Raw genomic sequence first — 3,894 nt, forward strand, 5'->3', positions numbered from 1 at the left:
GTAATAAAAGCATTGATCTTATCCATGTCATCAAGTGTCCAAAGTTGGAATACATGGTCTTGATCAGCTCCTGGTAGTGGTGGTGCAATTGGTTTACCACCTTGAGCTAAAATAAGCTTTGTATACTCAAATTGTTTCTTTTCTCCTGTTCTGGAATCTGTAGTATGCACAATTTTATTAAGTCTATCGATTTCAGTTGCGGTTGTATGAATATGAACTGCTGTTTGATACTGTTCATTAAAGCTCTCTGGGCTTTGTAAAATCAATTTAGAACGGCTCTTGATATCGCCACCGATATAATATGGCAAACCACAGTTTGCAAAAGAAATATCTGCACCTGCTTCAAGAATTGTTATTTCTGCATCTGCCGAAAGTCTTCTCACCTTAGCTGCTGCTGTTGCACCAGCTGCTACACCACCAATAATTACTACTTTCTCCATTTAATTCACCTCATTAATGTATTTTGTGGAAACTCAATCTTAACAGCTAGAGTTTCAATAATGTATATTATTTTTACCCCCCTACCTAGGGGGTGTATCTACATTTTAAAGGCTATTTTCTAACTTGTCAACCATAATAAAAAAAATTTACAATTGCATCATACCACTAATCCGATTTTCCTTATAATTCTCTACTTTGAACACCTTGGCCAAAACAGTTTAAAAAATGCTTTGCCACTGAAGTTAAGTAATGGTTTTTAAGCCATACTACTGATATTCCCGTCTCCATATTAAGCTTGTCGATTTCATAAAACTCAAAGCTCGATTCTGATACCAATCCAGTCCAGTCTTTAGGCACAATGGCCATACCCATCCCCTGTTCTGCAAGGAGTAGCAATGATCTCGTATCCTCAATTCTACATAAAACACGTGGCTCTAACCCTTCTTGCTGAAAGGTACGTATGATGTCATTAGCAAATCTGTTATGAAGTAGCAAGGGATTACGTGCCACTTCCGCCAGTGTCAGTGTGCTCGCATTGGATTGATTTTCGTGGTGAGCGGACCGCTTTGTAACCCCAATCATTGGCCCATTTTCCAAAGAAATATGATTAAAGAGATCTAGATTCACGGGATTACGGATTAGACCGATTTCTATGATGCCACGCTTTAAAAGTTCTAATATTTCATGAGTACCGCTCTGACGAATTTCAAAGTTTATATTGTCGTATTTCTGGTGAAAGATAAAAATCTTTTCAATTAAAATCGTTTCAATAGCAGAAGCCAAACAGCCAATTGATAAAGTTCCTTTTAAGCCTGAGTTTAGTTCCTGCAATTCCTTCACCGTTGTATCTGATAAATCAAGTATCTGTTTGGCTCTATAGGCTAGCATTCTTCCGGCTTCAGTAACTTGAAACTTGCGAGTGGTTCTTTCAATTAATTTTGTCCCCAACTCGCTTTCTAGACGTTTGAGCTGGTTACTGAGGTAGGGCTGCGCTACAAAGAGCTGCTTTGAGGCTTTAGAGAGGCTTTCGTTTTCTACGATTGTCAAAAAATATAAGAGTTGTTTATTATCCATATTACCTCCTTATATATAACTAATTAATTATAAGTCATATGTATTTTAGATATTTTAATTATATATTTTTTATTGCTATAATAATAGATAGAAACACATCAATAACAGAAGGGAGCGTGACTTGACCCTTGAACTATAGAGTAATTGGAAGCGACGATCATAAACGCATATCTCTCGGTATCTTAATGGGTAGCATGGTAAATTTCGCCCTTATGTACGCCCCCCAACCCCTCATTAGCCTATACTCAGACCAATACAATATTCCGCCTTCCACTGCAAGTCTTTCAATATCACTTACAAGTATGTCTCTATCTATCAGCTTAATTTTTATTTCTATTTTTGTAGGTGCTTGGAATCGAAAAGTCATCATGAGCTGGTCACTTATTATCTCCTCTTGTTTGACGATATTGTCGGCATTTATATGGGACTTCAATCTTTATTTAATAATCAGATTGCTTCAAGGTATTACCATCGCAGGTTTTCCATCAATTGCAATGACCTATTTAAACGAAGAATTTTCGCCTAAGGATATAGGCACAGTCATGGGTTATTACGTATCCGGAACTGCTATAGGTGGCCTCACCGGTCGAATTATGACGGGCTATTTAACAGACCGATTCAACTGGCATATGGCTTTTTTGGTAATTGGTCTTTTGTGTCTGGTTATCAGCATATGGTTTTTAATCTATCTGCCAAACTCAAATAACTTTAATAAGACAAGGATTTCACTTGGTCGGTCCTCTTCCCTTTTAAAAGTCAGTATTTTTAACCTCAAATTACTACGTTTCTACCTCACTGGATTTATATTAATGGGGGCTTATGTCACCGTTTTGAACTATATTGGATATCCCCTCACCAATCCGCCCTATAACTTGAGTCAGACCTTGCTTGGTTTCTTATTTGTTGTAAATATATTTGGCATCTATAGTGCTACATTCTTTGGAAAGCTTTCCGACCACTATCCACGACAAAGGATCATGACGATGACCATTTTGGTCTTAAGTGTAGGTATGCTCCTGACTTTACACCCTAGTTTGATTGTCAAGATTCTTGGCTTATCGGTTTTCGTTTCAGGTTTTTTTGCAGGTCATACCATCGCCAGTAGCTGGATCGGAATTTATTCGTCTAGTAACCAAAAGGGTTCAGCATCAGCACTCTATTTACTCTTTTATTATTTGGGATCTAGCTGTATCGGTTGGTTAGGAGGGCTTTTCCTAAAAGCACAGGCATGGCAAGGTATCGTCTTATTTGTCTCCTGCCTGCTACTAATCGCCTTTTTAATTTCCCTATTACCTCTCAATGAAAAAGAAGCTATTGACTGTGATGAAATATCATAAAGCTCATCTAGAAAAGCTAAAAGCTTAAACGCAACCACTTATGTCTTGAACCCCATAAAATTCAATGCCCCCCGAGCCTATTATGCCCCCTTTTAATGGTCAAAACCAGCAGAAGGGGTGTGTTTAAATATCGGTTTTCAAAATTGTCATTCACAATCGTAAAATTTCATTTGATAATTTTTATAAAGCCTGTATACTATTTCTGATTAATCTATTTATGGAGGTTAAATGGTTAAAGTCATCAGAAATAAACTCGCTGAGGAAGTATTCTTTCTCATATCCTTTTTCCTTGCAATGACAACGTCCATATCCATGGGCTTCAGACTTGAATCAATAGATTGGCATGTCCTGACTACTTTGTTTACACTGATGGGACTGACCTTAACTTTTGAAAAATATCATTTACTGGATGCATTGGCACTTAAAATACTCACCTATGCGAAAACGACAAGGCAGTTGAGCCTTCTTTTAATCGTTATTACCGTATTTTTTGCCGTTTGGGTCACCAACGACATTGCCTTGATCACTATGGTCCCTTTAACCATAGCCATTGCAAAACGAACATCTTTTAAGCCAATGAACACCATTATTTTTCAGACGATTACTGCCAATATCGGCAGTAGTTTAACCCCTTTTGGAAACCCACAGAACCTATATTTATTCAACTTTTATAAGATCTCAACCATGGATTTTTTATGGATTACCCTTCCCTTTGTCGTTTTGGGGTTAATGCTTGTGGCACTTTTTATAATGACGCAAAAAAATGAGCCCATTGAATTCGAGCTCAAACAAATTTTCATTGAACAAAAGACTAAACTATCCATTTATGTAAGCCTATTTGTTTTGATGGTCCTCGGTGTCATTAGAGTTTTACCCTTTGAAATAACGAGTATGGTTTGCATTTTAATCCTGATGCGCTTTGAATACAAGTTGCTCTTAAAAGTCGATTACTTTTTGCTTGCTACCTTTTTCTTTTGCTTTATCGCCATCGATAACATTGTGAGAATACCTTTCTTGTATAGTGCATTAACACCACTGCTCA

4 protein-coding genes are annotated in these 3,894 nt (G+C 37.2%); 2 read left to right on the plus strand and 2 right to left on the minus strand.

Going from position 1 to position 3,894, the window contains the following annotated elements:
- Positions 1-440 (minus strand): NAD(P)/FAD-dependent oxidoreductase (locus AC220I_RS19480; RefSeq protein ID WP_486725531.1); only part of this gene is annotated, 440 nt, incomplete at its 3' end.
- Between the two features lie 181 nt (positions 441-621).
- The gene (locus tag AC220I_RS19485) at positions 622-1,515 is read right to left on the minus strand and encodes a LysR family transcriptional regulator (protein ID WP_486725532.1); all 894 of its coding nucleotides are present in this window, start codon (positions 1,513-1,515) and stop codon (positions 622-624) included.
- A gap of 128 nt (positions 1,516-1,643) precedes the next feature.
- On the opposite strand from AC220I_RS19485, the gene AC220I_RS19490 reads away from it, so the two are divergent.
- Entirely contained in the window at positions 1,644-2,852 is a 1,209-nt protein-coding gene (locus tag AC220I_RS19490) for an MFS transporter (RefSeq protein WP_486725533.1), read from the plus strand.
- A 228-nt stretch (positions 2,853-3,080) separates the two neighbouring features.
- The coding region (locus AC220I_RS19495; protein ID WP_486725534.1) for an SLC13 family permease at positions 3,081-3,894 on the plus strand (814 nt) is incomplete at its 3' end.

This window comes from Fusibacter sp. (genome assembly GCF_057447755.1).

Coding starts and splice junctions, on each gene's coding strand:
- AC220I_RS19485 (WP_486725532.1), bottom strand. CDS start 1,515: ATGGATAATAAACAACTCTTATATTTTTTGACAATCGTAGAAAACGAA.